The sequence below is a fragment of the Sphingomonas sp. RB1R13 genome, assembly GCF_036663775.1.
In the GTDB taxonomy this organism is placed as follows: domain Bacteria; phylum Pseudomonadota; class Alphaproteobacteria; order Sphingomonadales; family Sphingomonadaceae; genus Sphingomicrobium.
In genome coordinates this window covers 1-1,399 of record NZ_JAXOJM010000030.1, presented here as the reverse complement: position 1 = coordinate 1,399, position 1,399 = coordinate 1, and the positions used below count along the sequence as shown (strand labels likewise).

Genomic DNA, 1,399 nt, shown 5'->3' with positions numbered 1-1,399 from the left:
GCCGACCTGCGCGAATGGGCCCCGAGCGAGCAGGCCGACGCGATCCTGGTCGACGCGCCGTGCAGCGCCAGCGGCATCTTCCGTCGCCACCCCGACGTCCTCTACCGCGTCCGTCCCGCGATCATCGCCGAGATGGCGGAGCTTCAGCGCGTGATCCTGGCCCGCGCCGCCGACTGGCTGAAGCCGGGCGGGACCATGGTCTATGCCACCTGCTCGCTGGAGCCCGAGGAGGGCGAGGCGCAGATCGCGGCCTTCCTGGAGGCGCGGCCCGATTATGCGCTGGTTCCGATCACCGGCGACTGGCCGGGCATCACCGACAAGGGCACGATCCGCACCCTGCCGACGATGCTCGCAAAAGAGGGGCGTCTTGACGGATTCTTCATCGCGATGTTGCAACGCAAAGGCTGACTTGGGCGCGATATGCAGGTACAGGTGAAAACCATGCTTCCTGTGCGTATCGCTCCCTCCATCCTTTCCGCCGATTTCGCCAAGCTGGGCGAAGAAGTCCGGGCCATCGACGCTGCGGGCGCCGACTGGATTCATATCGATGTGATGGACGGGCATTTCGTGCCCAACATCACCATCGGCCCGGCGGTGGTGAAGGCACTGCGCCCGCACACGACCAAGCCGTTCGACGTGCATCTGATGATCTCGCCGATCGACGCCTATCTCGACGCCTTTGCCGAGGCGGGCGCGGACACGATCACCGTCCACCCGGAGGCGGGGCCGCACATCCACCGCACGATCCAGCATATCAAGGGGCTGGGCAAGCGCGCGGGCGTCGTGCTGAATCCGGCTACGCCCGCCAAGATGCTCGACTATCTGATCGACATGGTCGACCTGGTCTTGGTGATGAGCGTGAACCCCGGTTTCGGCGGGCAGAGCTTCATCGAGAGTCAGCTCAAGAAGATTTCCGCGATCCGCAAGATGATCGACCATTCGGGCCGGGCCATCGACCTGGAGGTCGATGGCGGCGTCGATCCGGCCTGGGCGAAGCGCTGTATCGAGGCGGGGGCCGATGCGCTGGTCGCGGGTACCGCCGCGTTCCGGGGTGGCCCTGAGCATTACGCCGCCAATATCGCCGCGCTGCGCGGCTGAGCGGGCATTTGACCGAAATGCGCGATCGCATGGGGGCCGAAGAGGCCCGTATCGCCGCCGACAGCATCGAAGAGGGCAAACGCCTCGTCCGCGTCCAGACCGGCGGCCTGTCGCTCGCCGATCGCCTGAGCGAGCATCTCCACCGGCTGACCTGGCGCACGCCGCTCCATTCGCTGCGGCTGAAGGGGCGGCATCCGCTGAAGCTGATGGGGGTGCCCGAGGACCCGATCCTGGGCGATATCGAGCGGGGCCATGCGCTGCTCGGCGGCGTGCTCGACTGGCGCGGCGAGGAGCGCGGGGT

The 1,399-nt window shown here is 67.0% G+C and carries 1 protein-coding gene and 2 pseudogenes; all 3 read left to right on the top strand.

The window, feature by feature from the left end:
- A pseudogene (locus U1700_RS14535) lies at positions 1 to 408 on the top strand (SAM-dependent methyltransferase); the annotation flags it as partial.
- Positions 409 to 441: 33 nt separating this feature from the next.
- Complete coding sequence (gene rpe, locus U1700_RS14530; protein ID WP_332753405.1) at positions 442 to 1,098, top strand: ribulose-phosphate 3-epimerase; 657 nt, start codon at positions 442 to 444, stop codon at positions 1,096 to 1,098.
- Between the two features lie 17 nt (positions 1,099 to 1,115).
- Positions 1,116 to 1,399 (top strand): annotated as a pseudogene (locus U1700_RS14525) (heparinase); the annotation flags it as partial.

What these genes read in the sequence shown, in the direction of transcription:
- rpe (WP_332753405.1), top strand. Translation starts at nt 442, where the DNA reads ATGCTTCCTGTGCGTATCGCTCCCTCCATCCTTTCCGCCGATTTCGCC.